Here is a 20,337-nt window from a genome sequence, read left to right on the forward strand (position 1 = left end):
TCATGCAGATGATTCAACACAGCGAACTGATTCCCGCCGATGCCAGCAAGCTGATCGACCTCGATGCCGGTCGGCCGGCACGCTGGGGCTTGTGGATGGTGGTCGCAGGCTTTGGCGGCTTCTTGCTGTGGTCGTGCCTGGCGCCCCTGGACGCCGGCATCGTCGCCACCGGCACGGTCAAGGTCACCAGCAACCGCAAGGCGGTCCAGCACCTGACCGGTGGCACCGTCGAGGCGATTCTGGTCCGCGAAGGCGATGTCGTGAACAAAGGGCAGGAGCTGGTACGCCTCGACGCCCTGCGCGCAGTGGCCGAACAGGGCGCGCTCAGCGCCCAGTACATTGTCAGCAAGACCGTGGAAAACCGCCTGGAAGCCGAGCGTGACGACCGCGACACGGTCGCCTTCGACCCCGCCCTGCTCCAGCACTACGGCAGTGACCCCAGGCTGCTGGCGGCCATGGACCTGCAGCAACGCCTGCTCGACACCCGCCGTGCGGGCCTGGCCGGCGAGCTGAGCATTCTCGAGGAAAACCTTACCGCCTCGGCAGTGCAGCTTAAAGGCCTGCAGCAGGTGTACGGGGCTCGCGCCTCGCAAATCGGCTTTCTCAACCAGGAACTGCAAGGCACCCGGGTGCTGGCAGCCGAGGGCTATGTGCCGCGCAACCGCCTGCTGGAGCTGGAGCGCAGCAACGCCGACCTGTCCGCTGGCCAGGCGGAAAACCTCAACAACATTGCCCGAGCGCGCAGCCAGGCCACCGAGATCAAGCTGCGCATGCTGCAGCGTCAGCACGACTACCTGAAGGAAGTGGAGTCGCAACTGACCGACACCGCCAAGGAAAACACCACCCTGGCCGACCGCCTGCGCGCGCTGGACTACGAAGTGAGCCACACGGTTATCCGCTCGCCGATCGACGGCATGGTCCAGGCGCTGAGCATCGCTACCGTCGGCGGCATCATCCAGCCTGGGGCCAAGATCATGGAAGTCGTGCCGCTGGGCGAGCCGCTGCAGGTCGACGCAATGATCCCGGTGCAGGCCATCGACAAGATGGTCCCGGGCCTGGCCGTGGACATTGCCTTCCCGGCCTTCAACCATGCGCAGACGCCGAATATTCCTGGCAGGGTCAAGACCATCTCCGCCGACCGCCTGCTCGATGAAGAAAGCAAGCAGCCGTTCTACCTGGCCCAGGTTGAAGTGACACCAGCCGGCATGGGCCTGCTGGGCAGCAACCACATCCGCCCCGGCATGCCTGCCACCGTCACCATCAAGACCGGCGAGCGCAACCTGCTCAGCTACCTGCTCAAACCGATGCTCGAACGCGTGGACGCCGCGTTCAAGGAGCAATGACATGAAACGCCCGTGCCTGATGTTGTGCCTGCTGGGTTTGTCGGTACAGGCCAGTGCCATGGACCTGAAACAAGCCTGGGACCTGCTGCAGTACCAAGGCCCGATCTACCGCGCTGCGGTGCATGAAAAACAAGCCGGCGGCGAGAATCGCGCCATCGGCGAGGCCGGCCTGCTGCCGCAGATCAACGCGGCAGCCTACTTCAACAAGGTCGATGGCAGCCAGCGCCAGAATGGCCAGGACAACGACCTGAATTACGATTCGAAAGGCGCCAACGTGCGCCTGCGCCAACCGCTGTTCAACAAGCAGAAGATGGCCGAGTACCGCCAGGGCCAGCAACGCGCCGACTACAGCGTGGCGGTGTTCGACGCCAAGAGCCAGGACGCCGCCGTGCGCCTGGCAGATGCCTACTTCGACGTGCTGCTGGCCAGCGAAACCATCACCCTGGCCAAGGCCAAGCTGAGCGCCTTCGAGGAACAGATGGCTTCGGCGAAGCGGCGCAAGGAGCTGGGTGCCGGCACCATCACCGATATCGACGAGTCGGTGGCCCGCCGCGACCTGGCCGAGGCCGACCTGATCGATGCCCAGGACAACCTGGTCAACACCCGCCGCAAGCTGGAGGAGTACATCGGCGAAACGCCCCAGGCCCTGACCACCCTGCAGCCAGGCTTCAGCACACCGCCGCTGCTGCCAGGCAACCTGCAGGACTGGCTGGTAAAAGCCCAGGCCGACAGCCCGCTGATTCATGCGCGGCGGCACAACTACGAGCTGGCCGAGGAAGAAGTGCATCGCGCCCGCGCGGGGCACTGGCCGACCCTGGATTTCGTCGCCGGCTATAACGCCGGCAGCAGCCAGTCGATTTCCGAGCTGAACCAGCGCAACCACTACAGCTCGATCGGCCTGGAGCTGAACATCCCGCTGTACAGTGGTGGCAGCACCAGCGCCCTGACCCGCCAGGCCAGCGCCAACAGCTCCAAGGCCCTGGACGAGCTGGACGCCACGCGCCAGGAGGTGATTTCCGACACCACCCGCGAGTACCGCGGCGTGCAAAGTGGCGCCCTGCGTGTTCATGCACTGGAAAAGGCCGTGGCCTCCAACGAACGCTCGCTGACCTCGACCCGCAAGGGTTTCAAGGAAGGCGGCACCAGCACCAACTCGGATGTGCTCAATGCCGAAGAGCTGCTGTACGACGCGCGCCACGACCTGTTCGAGGCCAAGCTGAACTACCTGATGTCACGGCTGCGCCTGGCCTCGTCGGTGGGCAGCCTGGGGGATGACGATATCGAGCAGATCAACGGCTATCTAGGGCCGGAGTTGATGGTCAGCAACTGATGGGTGGATCCACGCAGGCATGTCACTGCACCGTAGCTGCCCGTTCCACCTTCAGGCTATGATCGGCCATCCTGCCGAGGACGCCCTGACCCATGCCCGTCGACCTGCAAGCGTTGTACCCCAGGCTGATCCACCTGATGCTGGACACGGTGTTCGTGGTCGACCGGGACAACCAGATCGTCTTCGTCAGCGATGCCTGCGAGGCCCTGCTGGGCTACCGGGCCTGCGAACTGGTCGGCACGCCGATCACCGCCTACATGCACCCTGACGACCTGGCTGCCACCCGCGCATCGATCGTGCGGGTGATGAACGGCCAACCGCATTACGACTTTCGCAATCGCTACATCCGCAAGGATGGCGGCATCGTGCACATCCTGTGGGCGGCATCGTGGTCCGAGGAGGCCGAGGCCCGCATCGGCGTGGCGCGCGACGTGACTGCCCAGCGGCAAGCCGAGGACGCGCTGCGCTTCCTGGCTCATCACGACCCGCTGACCCGGCTGGCCAATCGGGCCATGTTCAATGAGCAGCTGGACGCCGCCCTGCACGATGCACACCGCCGGGGTGGCAGGCTGGCACTGCTGTTTGTCGATATCAACGACTTCAAAAGCATCAACGATGTTCACGGCCATGCCGTGGGAGACCGTGTGCTGTGCACGCTGGCCCGGCGCCTGGAGGCCTGCATGCAGGCGACCGACACGGTGGCCCGAATTGGCGGGGATGAATTCACCGTGCTGCTGAACGACATGGCCTCGCAGGATGCCGTTGCCGAGAAAGTGGCCTGTGCCCTCGCTGCCATGGCAGCGCCGCTAGAGGGAGAACTGTCCGGCATCAAGGCGCCCACCTGCAGCATCGGGGTGGCCTGCTACCCTGAAGACGGCAGAGATGCCGACGCACTGTTGCGCCATGCCGATGGCGACATGTACCGGGTCAAGCATCTTTACTCCGCGAAACGGTGACACGCATGCCCAACTCCGACAACGCCCTGCTGGATAGCTGGCAGCATAATGCCAAGGCCTGGATCGACGCGGTGCGCAGCGGCGCCATCGAAAGCCGGCGCCAGGTCACCGACCAGGCCATCCTGCTGGCTATCCTCGGCCGCATGCCCGCACGTGTACTCGACCTGGGCTGTGGTGAGGGCTGGTTGCTGCGGGCGCTGGACGACCGGGGTATTGAAGCCGTGGGCGTCGATGGCGACCGGACGCTGGTGGATGCTGCGCGCGCAGCCGGCTCGGCCGAGGTGCACCTGGCCAGCTACGCACAGTTAGCCGATGGGCAGGCCTTTGTGGGTAAAGACTATGACCTGATCTGTGCCAACTTTGCCCTGTTGCAACAGGACATCATCCCGTTGCTGGCTGCGCTGAAAGGTTTGCTGCGGCCCGGTGCTGCGCTGGTAATCCAGACCCTGCACCCTTGGAGCGTGGCGGGCGGGGATTACCAGGATGGCTGGCGGGAGGAGTCGTTTGCCGGGTTTGCCGGGGCCTGGCAGGTGATGCCCTGGTACTTCCGCACCCTGGCCAGCTGGCTGACTGCGCTGGACATGGCGGGGTTGCGACTGGTCAGCCTGCAGGAACCGCAGCACCCGCAGAGTGCGGTGCCGCAGTCGTTGCTGATGGTGGCTGAACACCTCTGAGAAGCTGCTCCTACAGCAGAAATGGCGCCTTGAGGCCTACAGCACCGGCTTGCGCGCCGCGCCGCTGCGGGCCTTGGCCATGGCGGCCAGGCGCACCGCGACGTTGGCCGCGCCGTAACCGGCATAGCCACCTTTGCGCTGGATGATCTCGAAGAAGAAACGCTCTTCGAACGGCTCGGTGTACACGTGGAACAGCTCGCCACCCTGGGCATCGCGGTCGTACAGCACGTTGTAGTACGCCAGTTCGCTGAGGAACTCGTCATCGAAGTCGAACCGCGCCGCCAGGTCGTCGTAGTAGTTCAGCGGGATCTCCAGCAACGGCACACCGGCCAGCTTGGCCCGCGCCACTTCACGGAAGATGTCGTCGCAATCAAAGGCAATGTGGTGCACCCCTGAACCGCGGTAGCTGGACAACGCATGGGCGATGGCGGTGTTGCGGTTTTCCGAGATGTTCAGCGGCAGGCGCAAGGTGCCGCACTGGCTGCGCAAGGCGCGGCTCTTGACCAGACCATAGGGGTCGGGGAGCACCACCTCGTCATCGGCGGCGAAGTCGAACAGGCTTTTGTAGAACAGCACCCAGCTGTCCAGCGACTCGGCCGGCAGAGCCAGGGCCATGTGGTCGATGCGGCGCAGGCCACCCGTGGCAGTGGCGGCCTGGTCCAGGCTGAAGTCGGTGTCGTACAGGGTCTGGCCGGCAGTGCCCGGCTCCACCAGGTACAGCAGGCTGCCATCCGGCGCGCGGACCGCCGGCACTTCGCACTCGTTGGGGCCGACCAGGCCGCGGAATGGCTGGCCGCGGAACGCCGTGGCGCGCTTCAGCGCGGCCTGCTGGTCCTTGACCCGCAGCGCGGTGGCGCACAACGACGGGCCATGGGCCTCGAAGAAGTTGTGGCCAAAAGAATACGGTTCGGCGTTCAAGACAATGTTGATATCGCCCTGGCGCAGCAGCTGCACATCTTTGCTACGGTGCTTGCCCGCTTCGGCAAAGCCCAGGCGCTTCAGCCAGCTGCCCAGGCGCGCGCCGACGGCTTCGTCGACGGCAAATTCAAGGAACTCCACGCCGTCATAGGTACTGGCTGCAGGGGGGGTGAACAGCACGCCGGGTTCGATTGGCGTGCCTTCCTGCTCCAGGCGCAGGCGGGTGTGCTCTTCGAGGTACAGCAGAGAGCGCAGGCCGTCAGCGGCATTCTGCCGGGGTGGTGCGGCGCGGAAGCCGTCGTTGAAGATTTCCAGCGACAGCGGGCCACGGTAGCCGGTGGCGAGGATCGGCGCGAGGAAACCGGCCATGTCCATTTCGCCCTGCCCCGGGAAGCAGCGGAAGTGGCGGCTCCATTCCAGCACATCCATGGCCAGGATCGGTGCATCGGCCATTTGCACAAAGAAGATCTTGTCGCCGGGTATGTCGCGGATCGCGCTCGGGTCGCCCTTCAGCGACAAGGTATGGAAGCTGTCGAGAATCACACCCAGGGCCGGGTGGTCGGCCTGGCGCACCAGGTCCCACACTTGCTGGTAGGTGTTGACGTGGCGGCCCCAGGCCAGGGCTTCGTAGCCAATGCGCAGGCCACGCTTGCCGGCGTGCTCGGCCAGCAGGCGCAGGTCGTCTACCAGCAGTTGCTCCTCGCCCAGGGCGTCGGCCTGGACGTTGCTGCACACCAGCACCAGGTCGGTGCCCAGTTCCTGCATGAGGTCGAACTTGCGCTCGGCGCGGTCGAGGTTTTTCTGCAGGCGCTCGCGGCGGCAGCCTTCAAAGTCGCGGAACGGCTGGAACAGGGTAATGGCAATGCCCAGATCGGCGCACATCTGGCGTACCTGACGCGGGCTGCCAGCGTAATAAAGAAGGTCGTTTTCGAAGATCTCGACGCCGTCAAAACCGGCGGCGGCGATGGCTTCGAGCTTTTCCGGCAGGGTGCCGCTCAAGGACACGGTAGCGATCGAACGCTGCATGGCGGGAGTTCCTTATTGTTGGAAAATGACGGTGCCAGGCAGGTAAAAACCCCTGTCACAGTTTATGGCACGATCGATTATTCGCAGGTAAAGTCGTCGCTTCAATCCCTTTGTACGGAATGGTTAGTTTTGCGTTCGATTATCGCACAAAACCCGTTTTAACGAATTGCTAGACCGCTGGCCCGTGGTCAACATGAACCACAGACGCAGGCACACCGACCACCGCCTCCTGCCGTGGCGAGAACACCGGCGGAACCTGCGCAAACAACAATAACAACGGAGACAACGATGGCTCACTCCAGCTCGCAAGCCAAGAAAGCGACCGCCAGTGGATGGATAGGCTCGGCACTCGAGTACTACGACTTCTTCATCTATGCCCAGGCCGCTGCACTGATTTTCCCGCAGATCTTCTTCCCCAACACCGACCCTAAAATGGCCATCATTGCCTCGCTGGCCACCTACGGCGTGGGCTACCTGGCGCGCCCGGTCGGCGCCTTCGTGCTGGGCCACTGGGGTGACACCCGCGGTCGCAAGAACGTACTGCTGCTGTGCATGTTCCTGATGGGCCTGTCGACCATGGCAGTGGGCCTTCTGCCCACCTACCACGACATCGGCTTCCTCGCCCCTGCCCTGCTGGTGGTACTGCGCCTGATCCAGGGCTTTGCCGTAGCCGGGGAAATCTCCGGGGCCAGTTCGATGATCATGGAGCACGCGCCCTTCGGCCGACGCGGCTACTACGCCAGCTTCACCCTGCAAGGCGTGCAGGCCGGCCAGGTGATGGCGGCGGCGGTGTTCCTGCCACTGGCCTACTTCATGCCCAGCGAAGCCTTCAACGACTGGGGCTGGCGCATTCCGTTCCTGATGAGCGCCATCGTGCTGATCGCCGGTTTCATCATTCGCAAGGAAGTGCACGAAACCCCGGCGTTCGTGAAGGAAGAGAAGCAGGACAAAGTTGCCAAGTCGCCGATCAGCGAGGCCTTCCGCCACAGCTGGAAGCACATGGTGCTGGTGATGTTCATGGCGTTGATGAACGTGATTCCGGTGGTGGCCACCATCTTCGGAGCGGCCTACGCGGTGCAGCCAGCCTACGGCATCGGCTTCGACAAGAGCGTGTACCTGTGGATTCCGGTGGTCGGCAACATCGTTGCGGTACTGGTGATCCCGTTTGTCGGCAACCTGTCGGACAGGATCGGCCGTCGCCCGACCATGATCGCTGGCTGCCTGGGCTCGGGTCTGCTGGCGTTCGTCTATCTGTATGCGATCAGTATCCAGAACGTACCGCTGGCGTTCGCCGCCTCGATCGTGATGTGGGGCATGGTTTACCAGGGTTACAACGCGGTATTCCCAAGCTTCTACCCAGAACTGTTCCAGACCCGCTACCGGGTATCGGCCATGGCCATCGCGCAGAACGTCGGCACCATGCTGACTGCCATGCTGCCAGCGCTGTTCGCCCTGGTGGCGCCACCCGGCTCGGACAACATCCCGCTGGTAGTGGGTGGGCTGGCATTCTTCATCACTTGCGTGTGCGCCCTGGCGGCCTACATTGCCCCGGAAACTCATCGACTGGCGATGGAAGACCTGGGTAATCCGCAGGCCAAGCCGATGGAGAAAGAGGCGTATGAGGCCAGCCGTAAAGGCAGCTTTCAGGCAGTGAGCCACTGACAGGTTGCACGGGGCTGTCCTGCAGCCCATCGCCGGCAGGCCAGCTCCCACAGGATCGCATCACGCCTGAGGCAGATGCGGTCGTTGTGGGAGCTGGCTTGCCGGCGAATGGGCCGCGAAGCGGCCCGGGCGATTTCAGCTTTTGACAACTTCCTGCAAGTGAGCCCAAAGCCTTTCGACATCCCCGCGCTCGGTCGGCAACGCGCCGATCGACACCCTCACCATCCAGCGCCCGTCCAGCGTCGCTGGCGTCACATAGGCCTCCCCGCTGGCATTCAACCGCTCTGCCCAGCCCCTGGTATGCGCATCCAGCGCCTCCCCTTCCAGCCCTGCCGGCCGGTGGCGAATGCACAAGGTCTGCAACTGCACCGGCGCCAGCACTTCCCACTCTGCCGCCGAGCCAACCTGCCCCGCCAACCACTGGGCATTGTCCAGGTCACGGCGCAACCGCGCCTGCAACGCCTCAACCCCCTCGCTGCGCAACATGAACCACAGCTTCAGCGCACGGAACCGGCGACCCAGTGGGATGCCCCAGTCACGCAGGTTCTTCACCTCGCCATCCACGGCCGACTGCAGGTAGCTGGGGTTGGTGCTCATCACCCGGATCAGGTGCTGCGGGTCGCGTACGTAATAAATGGAGCAATCGAAAGCCACACCCAGCCACTTGTGCGCATTGACCACCACCGAATCGGCCAGCTCGATGCCGTCCCACATCCAGCGGCATTCAGGCAGGATCATCGCCGAGCCGGCCATGGCCGAGTCCACATGCAGCCACAGGCCGTTGGCCTGGGCGATTTCGCCGATCGGGCGCAGCGGGTCGAGGGCGGTCGTGGTCGTGGTGCCGGTGGTGGCGACGACGGCGCACGGCTGGTTGCCAGCAGCCAGGTCCTGCTCGATGGCCGCCTGCAGCGCTTGCGGCTGCAGGGCGTAGCGTGTGTCGGTGGGGATCAGGCGGATATTGTCGCGACCAAAGCCGGCCAGCAGCGCCGCCTTGTCCACCGAGCTGTGGGCGTGGGCACTGACATACACGATCAACGGTTTGGGCTGGGCCTGCAGGCCACCGCGCACCAGGGCGTAGTCACTGGCGCGCTCGCGGGCACTGATCAGCGCCACCAGGGTGCTGGTCGAGGCGGTGTCCTGGATCACCCCGCTCCATTGGCCAGACAGGCCGAGCAGCTGGCGCAGCCAGTCAAGCGTGGTTTCTTCCAGTTCGCTCAAGGCCGGGCTGGATTGCCATGACAGGCCAAGAACGCCCAGGCCGGTGCTGAGGAAGTCGCCGAGTACCGACGACAGGGTGCCGTTGGAGGGGAAGTAGCCGTAGAAATCCGGGTGCTGCCAATGGGACAGGCCGGGCATGACCAGCTGGTTGACGTCGGCGAGGATCGCTTCGAATGGCTCGCCTTGCCGGGGGGCAGCTGCAGGCAAGGCAGACTTCAGGTACCCGGGCTCGACCTGGGCCATGACCGGGCGTTCGCCGACGGTTGTGCGGTAGTCGGCGATCATGTCGATCAGTTGGTGGCCGTACTGGCGGAATTGTTCTGGGGTCACGTGGGGGCTCCTGAGGTTAGTCCGCTGCCTGTGCCGGCCCTTTCGCGGGTGAACCCGCTCCCACAAGCGCCCGCTGATGTGGAAGCGGGTTCACCCGCGAAAGGGCCGGTACAGGCAACACAATGCCCCCAGTCTAGGCACCTGTGCCCAGACTATTAACCCCGCATCACGCATACCTGCTATGGCAAACCCGCATGCCCACCCTGCACGCCGAACTGCGACTGGCGCCACAACTCGAATACCCGGTTGCGCAACCAGCGGTGCTCGGCCGAAGCCTGCAGGCGCTGGTGCCACACCACCCAGTAGCGCTGGCTGTGGTCGATGAAGCCCAGCGGCCGCCAGGCCAGGTGATGCAGGCGGCTCAGTTGCCGGGCAATATGTTCGGGCACCGTAGCCACAGCCAGGCTGTTGGCGATCACCTGCACAGTGGCCGAGAAGAACGGCACCTCCAGGCTGACCCGCCGCTGCAGGCCCTGAGCGCGCAGGTGGCGGTCGATGAAGCTGTCTTTGTCACCCCCGCCGGAGATACGCACATGCTTGTGCGCCAGGTAATCGGCCTGGCTGAGCGTGGTGTGAGCGGCCAACGGATGATCCTGGCGCATCAGGCACACCGCGCGGTCCTCGCCCAGCAAGCGCCCGTGCAGGTTGGGCGGCGACTCGTCGAACAAGGTGGTGGCCAGGTCGATCTCGCCACTGGCCAGCAAGGCATACTGCCCGGCCTGCCAGGTACGGTATTCCAGCGACACACCGGGTGCTTCACGCTCCAGTGCGGCGACCAGCAACGGCAGCATGTGCTCGGCCACGTAATCCGAGGCGGCCAGGCAGAAGCGCCGCTCGCAACGCGCCGGGTCGAACACCGCGGGCTGGCGCAGGGCGTGCAGTTCTTCAAGGACTTGCCGCAGGGGTTCGACCAGCGCTTCGGCGTACTCGCTGAGTACGTAGCCACGGCCCTGGCGTACCAGCAACGGATCATCGAAGGCTTCGCGCAGGTGGGCCAGCTGACGGCTCAGGGCGGACTGGCTGACGCCCAGACGCTCAGCGGCGTGGCTGAGGTTTTTCAGCTGCAACAGGTGGTCGAGGGTGCGCAGGTGGGCAAGGCTGAGGGAGGCGAAAGCGGGGTTCATGCAGGCTCCCTGCGGTGAAATTCAGAAGCCCGCTCCTACAAAATACCTGTGGGAGCGGGCGAGCCCGCGAAGGGCCGCAAGGCGACCCCGGAATTTACGCGGTCAGACCGACGTACACGTTCTGCACGTCATCGTTCTCGTCGATGGCCTCGAGGAACGCTTCAACCTCGGCCAGCGCCTCGGCACTGAGGCTGGCCGCGCTTACCGGGTTTTTCGGGGTGTAGCCGATCTTCGCCGAGGTCACGGTGAAGCCATGCTCCGGCAGGGCCTTCTGCACCGCGTCGAGGTCGGTGGTGTCGGTGATGAACAGGGTCGAGCCCTCTTCTTCACCTTCCTCGAAGTCCTGGGCGCCGGCTTCGATGGCGGCCATTTCCGGGTCGGCATCGCCTTCGGCAGTGGCTTCGATCAGGCCGACATGGTTGAAGTCCCAGGCCACCGAACCGCTGGCACCCAGCTGCCCCTTGCGGAACAGCACGCGGATCTGCGCGACGGTACGGTTGATGTTGTCGGTGAGGCACTCGACGATCAGCGGCACCTGGTGCGGGGCGAAGCCTTCGTAGCTGACCGCGTGGTACTGCACGGCATCACCGTCCAGGCCGGCACCCTTGCGGATTGCCCGGTCCAGGGTCTCGCGGGTCATCGAAGCCTTCTTGGCCTGCACGATGGCCAGGCGCAGGCGCGGGTTCATGTCGGGATCGGCGCCCGATTTGGCCGCGATCTGGATTTCCTTGGACAGCTTGCCCATGATCTTGCCCTTGGCGTTGGCAGCTGTTTCTCTATGCTTGGCTTTCCACTGTGCGCCCATGTCGACTCTCTTGTTTCAGCGGCCGGTTCCGGAAGCGACCGGCCAAAAGTGGGTGCAGTTTATACGCCCTCAGGCACGGGATCGACAAGAAATCGCATCAGCCTTTATCGGCCTTGCCCGCCGCCGCGGCAAACCGCGCCAGGCGCACATCCAGCCTGCGCGGGCGCAAGCCGTGGTCTTCGGCGCGCTCCTTGCGACGGATGGCATTGCGCACCATCAGCGAGCCCAGGTAGCGGATCGGCTCGGGCGGGAACAGCCCCAGCGGCCCCTTGACCAGCGGTGAGCGGGTCCACGGGTTGTCCAGCCCCAGTGCCAGCGACGAGAGAATCTGCCCGCCCATATGGCACGGCCCGACGCCGCTGCCGGAATAGCCAAAGCCGTAGAACACATTGCCCTGCCCGTCCAGCCGGCCAAAGAATGGCAGGCCGGTTACCGAGCGGTCCGACGGCCCGTTCCAGCTGGCCGCCAGCGGCACGTCGGCCAGCGCCGGGAAAAACCCGCCCAGGCTTTCGCGCAGCAAGGGCCGGTACGGCGATGGCTGGTCGAACACCGGCAACATGCGCCCGCCATAGGCAAAGGTATTACCGCCCTTGCCGAGCATCAGCCGGCCATCGGAGGTGTTATGGTAGTAATGCACGAAGATGCGCGAGTCGAGCACGCTGATGCCGCTGTCCAGGCCGACCTGGCTCAGCAGGTCGGGGCACGGTTCGGTGATCACCATGTCGCTGGAGACAATCGCCACGCTGCGCTCGAACTGCGGGAAGGCCCGCGCCATCCAGGCATTCAGGCCCAGCACCACGCGATCGGCACGCAGCGTGCCATGGGCGGTGCGCACCTGCACCGGGGCGCCGTGCTCCAGGCCGGTCATGGCGGTGCCCTCATGGATGCGCACGCCGCGCTGCAAGGCCACACGGCGCAGCCCGCGCACCAGCTTGCCTGGCTGCACAGTGGCTGCCGCGGGTGAAAACCAGCCCTCCAGGTGCCGCGCCGACCCTGCCAGGCGCTGCACCTGCTGCAACGGCAGACGGCTGAAGGAATTGATGCCCTTGTGCTCCAGCGCGGCGATTACTGCGTCGGTCGCCCCGATCTGGGCCGCGTTGGTGGCGGTGTACAGCGTGCCGTCCAGGCGATAGTCGCAGTCGATGCCATTGGCCGTGCAAAACGCGCCGATGTCACCGATGCTGCGCTCCGACTCCTGCACCAGGCGCACAGCCTCTGCCGGTCCGAACAAGCGCTCGAGGGTGAAGTACTTGGCCGACCAGGACAGCGCACACCCACCGTTGCGGCCACTGGCACCGGCACCGCAGATATCGGCCTCGATCAGCACGATATCCAGGGCCGGCGCTGCCTCCTTGAGCATCAATGCAGTCCACAGACCGGTGTAGCCGCCGCCGACGATGCATACATCGCAACGGGCATCGCCTTGCAGGGGCGGGCACACCGCCTCCTGCGCCGAATCCAGGGCCTGTTGCAGCCAGAACGGTCTCATTCGCTCGCTTTCCTTTCAGGTACGCAGTGGCTTGATTGCCATGCTGGTGTTCGGCGCCACATCGGCACTGTGCGCAGCGCTGGCGGGGCGGCTGTTCCAATGCGGCAGCAGCACCAGTGCCGAGAACAGCGCGCAGCCGGCGAACACGATGAACACCGTAACGCCATCGAAGTAACCCGGCAGCAGCCCGCCCAGCACCGCCCCCACCGAACCGCAACCGTTGACGAAGCCCGCCGCGGTGGCACCGGCCTTGGCCGTGCCGAAGTCGATCGCAGCAGCACCACTGATCATCGAGTCTGGCCCGTAGAGGGTCAGGCCCATCACGAACAGCAGGGCCACCACCAGCATCACGCTGCCGGTGTCCATGGCGGCCATGAACAGCGCCAGGGTCACGGTCAGCAGCACCAGGCTGATGACACACGCCGGCATGCGCCTGGCGCCGAACAGCTTGTCCGAGGCCAGGCCGATGATGATCGGGCCAAGCAGTCCGGCCAGTTCGAAGGCTGTGGGGATGATTGCCGCGCCAACCTTGCCCACCGACGGCATCTGCTCGAAGACGATCACCGGCCCCCACAGCAGGATCGCGTAGCGCGCCGGCTTCAACAGGAAATACGCCAGGCCGAGGGTCAGTACCGTGCGGTTGCGCATGATCTCCTGCAGCGGTGCCCACACACTGCACAGGTTGCCGGCCGGGGCCATGCTCTGCGGCTCGGGCTCCACCGCTGGCAAACCGACGTCTTCAGGCTTGTTGCGCTGCAGGAAGAAGAACAGCACGGCCACCAGCGCCACCACCGCGGCACTGGAGAAGAACGCCGCATGCCAGGTGCCGACCAGGGTATAGGCCCACCAGCCGGCAAACGGCGAGGCCACCAGGCCGCCAAAGGCGTAGCAGGAGCTCCACAGGCCCAGCACCCGGCCACGCTGCGAGGCAGGGAAGAAACTGCCGATGTTCTTGCACAACCCGGCCCAGCCAGTGGATTGCGCCAGCCCCTGAACCAGCATGCAGGTGGCAAAAATCGGGAAGGTGGCATAGCTGCCCATCACCACCGCCGCCACTGCCGATATCAGCAGGCCGCCAAGCACCACCACGCGCGGCCCGAAGCGGTCGGCGAGCATGCCCCAGGTAAACTGGCCAACCGCATAGGCGGCCAGGTAGATGGCGTCGAGGTTGGCCATGGCGGCCTTGTCGAGCATGAAAGCCGGGTCTTCGGCGATGCCCAGCTTGGCCACCGAAAACGCCTTGCGGGTGAAATAGAAGGCGGCGTAGGCCAGCCAGGTTATCGCAAAAATCTGCATGCGCCAGCGTTTGAACGTGGCTAGGGAATTATTCATATGAGTCTGACCTCTTGCTCAAGTGTGCCGGCAGAATGTGAAAAAACGCCTGTCTTGTTGTTGTGTTGCGCACAGCGATGACGAGGCTGTCATCGGGTCAGATGGCGCCGTGTGAGCGCCATGGCCCTGGCGGGCACTTGTGGTGTTCGCGTCGGGCTGAACGGTATGGAAACAGTTGCTGACTGATAAATAAAATCGATTTATCGTATTTCACACATAAGCCCAGCTTGTTACTGAGGTCGTCATGTCGGTTTCCCACGCACAACTCAAGGCCTTTCACGCAGTGGCCGTGCACGGCAGCTTTACCCGCGCTGCACAAAAGCTGTTTCTTACCCAGCCGGCGGTGTCGGACCAGGTACGCAAACTGGAGGAACGGTTCGGTGTATTGCTGTTCCACCGCAACAAGCGCTCGGTGCAACTGACCGACCTGGGCGAGCGCCTGTTGGGCATCAGCCAGCGCCTGTTTGCCTGCGAAGCCGAGGCCCATGAGCTGCTGCAGGACTCACGCGCCCTGCACACCGGCAGCCTGGTGCTGGCGGTGGATGCGCCGGTGCACGTGCTGCCGCAGATCGCCCGCTTCTGCCAGCGCTACCCGGGCATCCAGGTGAAGATCGAGACCGGCAACACCGATGAATCGCTGGCCAGGCTGTTCAGCTACCAGGCCGACCTGGCCCTGCTTGGCCGGGATGTCGATGATCAGCGCCTGCATTGCCTGCCGCTGCGCCGCGACCCGATGGTGGCGTTCGTTTCGCACAACCACCCGTGGGCCAGCCGCGGCTCGATCAGCCTTGCCGACCTGGACGACACGCCACTGGTGCTGCGCGAGCCGGGCTCGGTGACGCGGCAGACTTTGGAAGAAGAGATGCAGCGGGCCGGGTTGCGGATACGCCCGGCCATCCAGGTGGAGGGCCGGGAGGCGGCGCGTGAAGCGGTAGTGGTGGGGATTGGCGTGGGCGTGGTGTCGGCGGCAGAGTTTGGTGCCGATGCGCGGGTGTGTGCGTTGCCGATCATTGACTGCCAGCGGCACCTGACCGAAACACTGGTATGCCTGCGCGAACAGCGAACGCGGCGGGTGGTGGCGACCTTTTTGCAGATGGTCGAGGAAGGGGTGCAAGTCTGGGCTGGGCCTATTGCCGGCACTGCCAGCCCGGCTATGCTGGAATAACCTCACCCCGCAAACCGATCACCCATGCTCTACCGCCTCGCCGCCGACAGTCTGGTCCTGCTGCACCTGGCCTTCATCCTGCTGGTCCTGTTCGGCGGGCTGCTGGTGCTGCGTTGGCGCCCTACCCTGCTGCTGCACCTGCCAGCCCTGGCCTGGGGCCTGGCGGTGGAATGCCTGCAGTTGGGCTGCCCGCTCACCCGCTGGGAAAACCGAATGCGCGAAGCTGCGGGTGACGCGGGCTACGAGGGCGGTTTCGTCGAGCATTACGTTTGGCCACTGATCTACCCCACAGGGCTTACACCGCAGATCCAGTTGCTGATGGGCGGTTTCGTGCTGCTGCTCAACCTTGGCATCTACAGCTACGCGGCCCGGCGCTGGCACCGCCCTAGCGGGTAGCGATCAGGAACAGGCGCGGGAACGGCAACAGCACCTTGCCGTCGGTGGCTGGCGGGTAATCGCGCTGCATGGCCTGCAGGTACATCTGCAGGAAAATGGCCTGTTCCGCCGCGTCCAGGCGTGCCAGGTAGGGCCGAAGGGCCGAACCCTTGAACCACTCCACCACCGCTTCCGCGCCACCGGGCAGCGGGTGGTGATAGGTGGTACGCCACACATCCACGCGAGTGCACAGCGGGCTGAGCAGGTCATAGTAGAACGCCGCGCTGTGCCGTGGCGGCAGCTGGAAGTCTGCAAACTTCGCCGCCCAGGGGCCTTGGCTGGCGATTTCGCGCAGCTGACGGTGAGCCGGTTCGTCGAGGTTATCAGGCGTTTGCACGGCCAGGCTGGCACCTTCACTGAGTTGGCGCACCAGGTGCGGGTACAGCGAGGCGTGGTCGGCTACCCACTGCAGCGAGGCATTGGCCAGGATCAGGTCCTGCGGCTCAGGCGCGGACCAGCCGGCAATGTCAGCCACGGCCGTGCGTACCCGGGGGATACACAGGCGTTTGCGCTGGCGGGCCTTGTCAATCATGTCCGGGTCGCTGTCCAGCGCGGTTACCTGGGCATCTGGGTAACGTTGCAGCAGCACTTCGGTGGAGTTGCCAGGGCCGCAGCCCAGGTCGGTGGCGTGGCGCACCGGGCGCGCTGGCACGGCGGCAAGCAGGTCGCGCACGGCGCGGGTGCGTTCATCTTCGAACAGGGAATACTGGGTGGCGGACCAGGCCATGTGTGGCTCCTTTGGGCAGGCAATGTGCACAGCATATGCTATCTGCCGGCTGTGAGGGCCTTACTCCTGCTCCGCCAGCAATGCCTGTATCACCTGCTCCTGCCCCGCATAATCCCCCTCGCCAAAGTGCACATGGCGCACCTGCCCCTTGCGGTCGACGAAGTAATGCGCCGGCCAGAACTGGTTGCCCCAGGCATTCCACACTTTGTAGTCATTGTCGGCCGCAACCGGATAACCGATCCCCAGCTTGGCCACCTTGTCGCGCAGGGTATCCAGATCATGCTCGTAGTCGTACTCCGGCGTATGCACCCCGACCACCACCAGCCCCTGGTCGGCATAACGCCGCGCCCAGTCGTTGACATGCGGCAGGCTGCGCTGGCAGTTGATGCAGTCCCAGGTCCAGAAGTCCACCAGCACAACCTTGCCTTTGAGCGCCGGAGCATCCAGTGGCGCGGAGTTCAGCCAATGGCTGGCGCCCGACAGCGCCGGCATGGCGCCGTAGCTGTCACGGGGCATCAGCTGCCCGGCCAGGCCCAGACCGGCTGCGACCAGGGCAATACCTCCTACTAGCAACAGCAGGCGTCGATCAGTTCTCATGGCAACCGCCGGTGGCGTAGCTGCGGTACTGCACGCTCTGCTGCTGACCCTTGGAATCGAGGTAGTCCATGCGGGTATTCACCAAGCCGCAAGCGTTGCTCTGGTCATCCTGAACCGACAGTACTTTTTTCACATCCAGCTGATCGCCGTAGCGGTACTGCATGGGGCTGCCTTCATGCATTGGGGCGGTGGCGGCCTGGGCGGCGATAGCGCCGCAGCCGAGCACGGCGAACAGGCTGGCGCTGGCGAAGGTCTTGAAGTTCATGGCATCTCTCCTGTGTAGCACTGGGTATGGGGAGTGTTGCTCCCCGGTCGAGAGCCATTTGACGCCTGCCAGGTATCCCATATGTGTCGCCCGAAGCGTGATGTGCTTCCTGCTGTATCCATGCCCAGGCCAGATACACTGCAATACAAAACCCCGCAGGCACGCGCGAGCGTGCTCTGTACACTGCGGCAAAGCCCACTTACACAGGAACGCTGCGCATGGAACACGTCGATCACATCCTGATCGTCGACGACGACCGCGAGATCCGCGAACTGGTCGGCAACTACCTGAAAAAGAACGGCCTGCGCACCAGCATCGTCGCCGACGGCCGGCAGATGCGCGCCTTTCTCGAAGCCAACAGCGTCGACCTCATCGTCCTCGACATCATGATGCCCGGCGACGACGGCCTGCTGCTGTGCCGCGAATTGCGCGCCGGCAAGCACCGCAACACCCCGGTGTTGATGCTGACCGCGCGCAACGACGAAACCGATCGCATCATCGGCCTGGAGATGGGCGCCGACGATTACCTGACCAAGCCGTTCTCGGCACGCGAACTGCTGGCTCGCATCAACGCCGTGCTGCGCCGCACGCGCATGCTGCCGCCCAACCTGACCATTAGTGAAAGCAGCCGCCTGCTCGGTTTCGGCCAGTGGCGCCTGGACACCACCGCGCGTCATCTGCTCGACAGCGAAGGTACCCTGGTAGCCCTGAGTGGCGCCGAGTACCGCCTGCTGCGGGTGTTTCTCGACCACCCGCAGCGGGTGCTCAGCCGGGAGCAGCTGCTGAACCTGACCCAGGGCCGTGAAGCCGACATCTTCGACCGCTCCATCGACCTGCTGGTCAGCCGCCTGCGCCAGCGCCTGGGTGACGATGCCCGCGAGCCAAGCTGCATCAAGACCGTGCGCAGCGAGGGCTATGTGTTCTCGCTGCCGGTGCAACTGCTCGAGTCGCCCGCATGAAATGGCCACGGACGCTGGCCTCGCGCCTGGCACTGATCTTCTTCACCGGCCTGGTGCTCGCCTACGGCCTGTCGTTCGGCCTGCAGGCCTACGAACGCTATATCAGCAGCCGCTCGATGATGCTCAGCAACCTGGAGCAGGACGTGGCCACCTCAGTGGCCATCCTCGACCGCTTGCCCGCCGCCGAACGCGCAGCCTGGCTGCCGCGCCTGGAACGGCGCACCTACCGCTACCGCCTGGACCAGGGCCTGACGGGCGAGGCCATGCCCAGCAGCGACCCACCCATGGCTGCCGAGTCGATCGTCAAGGCCATCGGCAGTGACTACCGCCTGACCTTCGAGGAGATCCCCGGCCCGAATGCGCACTTCCAGGCCCACCTCACCCTGGCCGACGGTACGCCGCTGACCATCGACGTGACCCCGACCCCAGTCCCGGTGGCCCGTTGGCTGCCAGTGGTATTGCTGATCCAGCTGGCGGTGCTGTTACTGTGCACCTGGCTGGCGGTACGCCTGGCCATCGGCCCGCTTACCCGCCTTTCCCGTGCGGTGGATAGCCTCGATCCGGACAAGCCCGGCGTGCAACTGGATGAAACCGGCCCGCGCGAGGTGCGCTACGCCGCTGCGGCCTTCAACGCCCTGCAGGCACGAATTGCTGCCCATCTCAAAGAGCGCATGCAGCTGCTGGCGGCCATTTCGCACGATCTGCAAACGCCGATCACGCGGATGAAGCTGCGTGTCGAAGTGATGGATGATGGCCTCGAGAAAGACAAGTTGTGGAGCGACCTGGGCGAGATGGAGCACCTGGTGCGCGAAGGCGTGGCCTATGCCCGCAGCATGGACACCAGCACCGAGGCCCCGTGCCGGGTCAACCTCGATGCCTTCCTCGACAGCCTGGTGTTCGACTACCAGGACAGCGGCGCCCAAGTCCAGCGCCGCGGCAGCAGCGTAAGCCTGCTTCAAACCCGCCCGCACGCCCTGCGCCGGGTACTGGTGAACCTGGTCGACAACGCACTCAAGTTTGCGGGCGCCGCGGAGCTCGAAGTGTGCAGTGAGGGCGGCACTACAGTGATCCGCGTGCTCGACAACGGGCCAGGCATACCGGGTGGCGAGCTGGAAGACGTGCTCAAGCCGTTCTACCGGGTAGAAGGGTCACGCAACCGCAGCACCGGAGGCACCGGGCTGGGGCTGGCCATCGCTCATCAATTGATCCAGGCGATGGGTGGGCGGTTGACCCTTAGCAACCGCAAAGGTGGCGGGCTTTGCGCTCAGATCGAGCTCAACTGACTGGCAGGTCCGCTTCAAAAATCCAGCATTCTCTGAAGGGTTTCTACAATCCGATACACAATCCGTCTCTCCCGACACACTGCCGATACCCGCCCCCTTCACACTCCCGGTCATCCAACCACACCCGGCCTGCAGCGCCGCTGCGCCGGTGCACTTTACCTGGAAGAGACCACCCACATGACAACCTTCACTCGCACCCTTGCCCACTTCGACCGTTTCGGCACGTGGAGCGCCGACCTGCCTCTACGACTGTTTCTGGCGTGGGAGTTTTTTGAGTCAGGCCTGGAGAAGTTCAATGGCAGCAACTGGTTCGCCGACCTGCAATCCAGCTTTCCCTTCCCCTTCAATCTGCTGCCCGCCGAGCTGAACTGGCAGCTGTCGATGTGGGCGGAATTGATCCTGCCGTTGCTGCTGTTGCTTGGGCTCGGTACCCGGCTGGCATCTTTGGGACTTGTGGTGGTGACGGTAGTGGCTATAGCGGCAGTGCACTGGCCGGCGCATTGGTCAAGCGTGGCCGAATTGGCCCAGGGGTATGCGATCACCGACCAGGGCTTTGGCAACTACAAGCTGCCGTTGATCTACCTGGTGGCGTTGCTGCCACTGCTGCTCAAGGGGGCTGGGCGCCTGAGCCTGGATCATTGGCTAAGGGCGCGGTTCTACAGCTGAAATCGCTGGGGCTGCTGCGCAGCCCATCGCCGC

Annotated in this window: 19 protein-coding genes; 10 read left to right on the forward strand and 9 right to left on the reverse strand. The window is 64.6% G+C overall.

Annotation, left to right across the window (positions count from 1 at the left end):
- Positions 1-2 precede the first annotated feature (2 nt).
- The 4 genes from AC5O5R_RS17795 to AC5O5R_RS17810 all read left to right on the forward strand — a co-directional run bounded on the left by AC5O5R_RS17795 (position 3) and on the right by AC5O5R_RS17810 (position 4,303).
- Entirely contained in the window at positions 3-1,343 is a 1,341-nt protein-coding gene (locus AC5O5R_RS17795) for an HlyD family type I secretion periplasmic adaptor subunit (protein ID WP_172232859.1), read from the forward strand.
- A 1-nt stretch (position 1,344) separates the two neighbouring features.
- The gene (locus AC5O5R_RS17800) at positions 1,345-2,673 is read left to right on the forward strand and encodes a TolC family outer membrane protein (RefSeq protein WP_494514631.1); all 1,329 of its coding nucleotides are present in this window, start codon (positions 1,345-1,347) and stop codon (positions 2,671-2,673) included.
- A gap of 92 nt (positions 2,674-2,765) precedes the next feature.
- Positions 2,766-3,629 carry a sensor domain-containing diguanylate cyclase gene (locus AC5O5R_RS17805; RefSeq protein ID WP_172218804.1) on the forward strand — a complete coding sequence of 288 codons (864 nt, stop codon included), beginning with the start codon at positions 2,766-2,768 and terminating at the stop codon, positions 3,627-3,629.
- Positions 3,630-3,634: 5 nt separating this feature from the next.
- Complete coding sequence (locus AC5O5R_RS17810; protein WP_172218803.1) at positions 3,635-4,303, forward strand: class I SAM-dependent methyltransferase; 669 nt, start codon at positions 3,635-3,637, stop codon at positions 4,301-4,303.
- Positions 4,304-4,339: 36 nt separating this feature from the next.
- Here AC5O5R_RS17810 and quiC read toward each other — a convergent pair whose 3' ends face one another.
- Entirely contained in the window at positions 4,340-6,247 is a 1,908-nt protein-coding gene (gene quiC / locus AC5O5R_RS17815; protein WP_172218801.1) for a 3-dehydroshikimate dehydratase QuiC, read from the reverse strand.
- A gap of 288 nt (positions 6,248-6,535) precedes the next feature.
- On the opposite strand from quiC, the gene AC5O5R_RS17820 reads away from it, so the two are divergent.
- Positions 6,536-7,909, forward strand: a complete 1,374-nt coding sequence (locus AC5O5R_RS17820; RefSeq protein ID WP_172218799.1) for an MFS transporter — start codon at positions 6,536-6,538, stop codon at positions 7,907-7,909.
- Positions 7,910-8,044: 135 nt separating this feature from the next.
- On the opposite strand, the gene AC5O5R_RS17825 is transcribed toward AC5O5R_RS17820, so the two are convergent.
- The 5 genes from AC5O5R_RS17825 to AC5O5R_RS17845 form a co-directional block, all read right to left on the reverse strand.
- A complete protein-coding gene (locus AC5O5R_RS17825) occupies positions 8,045-9,457 on the reverse strand; it encodes a DOPA decarboxylase (RefSeq protein ID WP_172218797.1) in 1,413 nt (470 codons plus the stop codon).
- A 179-nt stretch (positions 9,458-9,636) separates the two neighbouring features.
- Positions 9,637-10,581 (reverse strand): LysR family transcriptional regulator, encoded by a 945-nt coding sequence (locus AC5O5R_RS17830; protein ID WP_172218795.1) that lies wholly within the window; start codon positions 10,579-10,581, stop codon positions 9,637-9,639.
- Between the two features lie 94 nt (positions 10,582-10,675).
- Positions 10,676-11,386 (reverse strand): YebC/PmpR family DNA-binding transcriptional regulator, encoded by a 711-nt coding sequence (locus AC5O5R_RS17835; protein WP_172218793.1) that lies wholly within the window; start codon positions 11,384-11,386, stop codon positions 10,676-10,678.
- 97 nt (positions 11,387-11,483) lie between these two features.
- Entirely contained in the window at positions 11,484-12,875 is a 1,392-nt protein-coding gene (locus tag AC5O5R_RS17840; RefSeq protein ID WP_172218791.1) for an FAD-dependent oxidoreductase, read from the reverse strand.
- 15 nt (positions 12,876-12,890) lie between these two features.
- Positions 12,891-14,207 (reverse strand): MFS transporter, encoded by a 1,317-nt coding sequence (locus tag AC5O5R_RS17845; RefSeq protein ID WP_172218789.1) that lies wholly within the window; start codon positions 14,205-14,207, stop codon positions 12,891-12,893.
- 244 nt (positions 14,208-14,451) lie between these two features.
- On the opposite strand from AC5O5R_RS17845, the gene AC5O5R_RS17850 reads away from it, so the two are divergent.
- Positions 14,452-15,372, forward strand: coding sequence for a LysR substrate-binding domain-containing protein (locus AC5O5R_RS17850; protein WP_172218787.1), 921 nt, complete (start codon positions 14,452-14,454; stop codon positions 15,370-15,372).
- Between the two features lie 24 nt (positions 15,373-15,396).
- Entirely contained in the window at positions 15,397-15,768 is a 372-nt protein-coding gene (locus AC5O5R_RS17855; RefSeq protein ID WP_172218785.1) for a DUF2784 domain-containing protein, read from the forward strand.
- Here AC5O5R_RS17855 and tam read toward each other — a convergent pair.
- From tam to AC5O5R_RS17870, 3 genes are read right to left on the reverse strand one after another with little or no spacing between them, the layout of a single operon-like run.
- On the reverse strand, positions 15,758-16,534 hold the full coding sequence (tam, locus tag AC5O5R_RS17860) for a trans-aconitate 2-methyltransferase (RefSeq protein ID WP_172218783.1): 777 nt from the start codon (positions 16,532-16,534) through the stop codon (positions 15,758-15,760). The genes AC5O5R_RS17855 and tam overlap by 11 nt on opposite strands.
- Before the next feature lie 60 nt (positions 16,535-16,594).
- Entirely contained in the window at positions 16,595-17,131 is a 537-nt protein-coding gene (locus AC5O5R_RS17865) for a thioredoxin family protein (protein WP_172218781.1), read from the reverse strand.
- Positions 17,121-17,396: a DUF2790 domain-containing protein gene (locus AC5O5R_RS17870; RefSeq protein WP_172218779.1), complete on the reverse strand. Its 276-nt coding sequence runs from the start codon at positions 17,394-17,396 to the stop codon at positions 17,121-17,123. The genes AC5O5R_RS17865 and AC5O5R_RS17870 overlap by 11 nt, the downstream gene beginning before the upstream one ends.
- 218 nt (positions 17,397-17,614) lie before the next feature.
- Here AC5O5R_RS17870 and AC5O5R_RS17875 point away from each other — a divergent pair, with 218 nt between their 5' ends.
- The 3 genes from AC5O5R_RS17875 (at position 17,615) to AC5O5R_RS17885 (ending at position 20,304) form a co-directional block, all read left to right on the forward strand.
- On the forward strand, positions 17,615-18,355 hold the full coding sequence (locus AC5O5R_RS17875; protein ID WP_172218777.1) for a response regulator: 741 nt from the start codon (positions 17,615-17,617) through the stop codon (positions 18,353-18,355).
- Positions 18,352-19,638, forward strand: coding sequence for a sensor histidine kinase (locus AC5O5R_RS17880; protein ID WP_172218775.1), 1,287 nt, complete (start codon positions 18,352-18,354; stop codon positions 19,636-19,638). Before AC5O5R_RS17875 ends, AC5O5R_RS17880 begins: the two co-directional genes overlap by 4 nt.
- 177 nt (positions 19,639-19,815) lie before the next feature.
- Positions 19,816-20,304 carry an HvfX family Cu-binding RiPP maturation protein gene (locus AC5O5R_RS17885; protein ID WP_172218773.1) on the forward strand — a complete coding sequence of 163 codons (489 nt, stop codon included), beginning with the start codon at positions 19,816-19,818 and terminating at the stop codon, positions 20,302-20,304.
- Positions 20,305-20,337 lie beyond the last annotated feature (33 nt).

The sequence above is a fragment of the Pseudomonas sp. 8_5_2 genome, from assembly GCF_059295255.1.

Bases quoted from the DNA above. Each gene is read 5' to 3' on its own strand.
- AC5O5R_RS17795 (WP_172232859.1), top strand. From the start codon at position 3: ATGCAGATGATTCAACACAGCGAACTGATTCCCGCCGATGCCAGCAAG.
- AC5O5R_RS17800 (WP_494514631.1), top strand. From the start codon at position 1,345: ATGAAACGCCCGTGCCTGATGTTGTGCCTGCTGGGTTTGTCGGTACAG.
- AC5O5R_RS17805 (WP_172218804.1), top strand. From the start codon at position 2,766: ATGCCCGTCGACCTGCAAGCGTTGTACCCCAGGCTGATCCACCTGATG.
- AC5O5R_RS17810 (WP_172218803.1), top strand. From the start codon at position 3,635: ATGCCCAACTCCGACAACGCCCTGCTGGATAGCTGGCAGCATAATGCC.
- quiC (WP_172218801.1), bottom strand. From the start codon at position 6,247: ATGCAGCGTTCGATCGCTACCGTGTCCTTGAGCGGCACCCTGCCGGAA.
- AC5O5R_RS17820 (WP_172218799.1), top strand. From the start codon at position 6,536: ATGGCTCACTCCAGCTCGCAAGCCAAGAAAGCGACCGCCAGTGGATGG.
- AC5O5R_RS17830 (WP_172218795.1), bottom strand. From the start codon at position 10,581: ATGAACCCCGCTTTCGCCTCCCTCAGCCTTGCCCACCTGCGCACCCTC.
- AC5O5R_RS17835 (WP_172218793.1), bottom strand. From the start codon at position 11,386: ATGGGCGCACAGTGGAAAGCCAAGCATAGAGAAACAGCTGCCAACGCC.
- AC5O5R_RS17840 (WP_172218791.1), bottom strand. From the start codon at position 12,875: ATGAGACCGTTCTGGCTGCAACAGGCCCTGGATTCGGCGCAGGAGGCG.
- AC5O5R_RS17845 (WP_172218789.1), bottom strand. From the start codon at position 14,207: ATGAATAATTCCCTAGCCACGTTCAAACGCTGGCGCATGCAGATTTTT.
- AC5O5R_RS17850 (WP_172218787.1), top strand. From the start codon at position 14,452: ATGTCGGTTTCCCACGCACAACTCAAGGCCTTTCACGCAGTGGCCGTG.
- AC5O5R_RS17855 (WP_172218785.1), top strand. From the start codon at position 15,397: ATGCTCTACCGCCTCGCCGCCGACAGTCTGGTCCTGCTGCACCTGGCC.
- tam (WP_172218783.1), bottom strand. From the start codon at position 16,534: ATGGCCTGGTCCGCCACCCAGTATTCCCTGTTCGAAGATGAACGCACC.
- AC5O5R_RS17865 (WP_172218781.1), bottom strand. From the start codon at position 17,131: ATGAGAACTGATCGACGCCTGCTGTTGCTAGTAGGAGGTATTGCCCTG.
- AC5O5R_RS17870 (WP_172218779.1), bottom strand. From the start codon at position 17,396: ATGAACTTCAAGACCTTCGCCAGCGCCAGCCTGTTCGCCGTGCTCGGC.
- AC5O5R_RS17875 (WP_172218777.1), top strand. From the start codon at position 17,615: ATGGAACACGTCGATCACATCCTGATCGTCGACGACGACCGCGAGATC.
- AC5O5R_RS17880 (WP_172218775.1), top strand. From the start codon at position 18,352: ATGAAATGGCCACGGACGCTGGCCTCGCGCCTGGCACTGATCTTCTTC.
- AC5O5R_RS17885 (WP_172218773.1), top strand. From the start codon at position 19,816: ATGACAACCTTCACTCGCACCCTTGCCCACTTCGACCGTTTCGGCACG.